This window comes from Pseudoalteromonas shioyasakiensis (assembly GCF_022398475.1).
In the GTDB taxonomy this organism is placed as follows: domain Bacteria; phylum Pseudomonadota; class Gammaproteobacteria; order Enterobacterales; family Alteromonadaceae; genus Pseudoalteromonas.
This window is the reverse complement of sequence record NZ_JAKEVM010000309.1, coordinates 1-624: the sequence shown is the minus strand read 5'-3', so window position 1 is coordinate 624 and position 624 is coordinate 1. Positions and strand designations below refer to the sequence as shown.

At 36.7% G+C, this 624-nt stretch carries 1 protein-coding gene; it reads right to left on the bottom strand.

What is annotated here, in order from left to right:
* Window positions 1-432, bottom strand: a 432-nt coding sequence (locus L1D51_RS21640; RefSeq protein WP_239964854.1) for a GNAT family N-acetyltransferase, incomplete at its 3' end; no start/stop codon positions are given.
* Window positions 433-624: the final 192 nt, after the last annotated feature.

Here is a 624-nt window from a genome sequence, read left to right as displayed (position 1 = left end):
CTTTTCTAGCTCATGGTAAACATTTGGATTCCAAATTTGCATAAACATCTCTGGATTTTCAATTGGTAGAAAACCATATTGCGCGTACAAACCATGCGCATCTCTTGTTGCCAATACCATACGCCTTAAGCCTTGAAGCTCAGGGTGAGAGACTATGCTCTCAACAAGCCACTTGCTTAATCCTTTGCCTCGATGGCTCTCTACTATGAATACATCGGCAAGATAGGCAAATGTTGCTTTGTCTGTTATGAGGCGCACAAAACCTATTTGAGAATTATGGCTATCATAGACACCAAAACAAAATGAGTTTGAAATGCCTGTTTCTAGCGTCTGCTTTGGTATTCCGGACGCCCAGTAGCTTTTTGAAATAAACCTGTAAATTACATCAATATCGAGGTTAGTTTTATCCGTGCTGATTTTATATGCTTGCACCAGTATCCCTTTATGATGTTATCACCTGTTATTTAAGAAGTTTAGTTTTAACAAAGTTACTAACCGATTGCTACATATAAAATTAGAGCGCATTTTAAACAAGGAATAGCCTACTGACACAAACACTGCCACAACGTAAAACCATTACATTGTTATTAAATTTAACAATAATAGATTTGCATGTTGTTTATT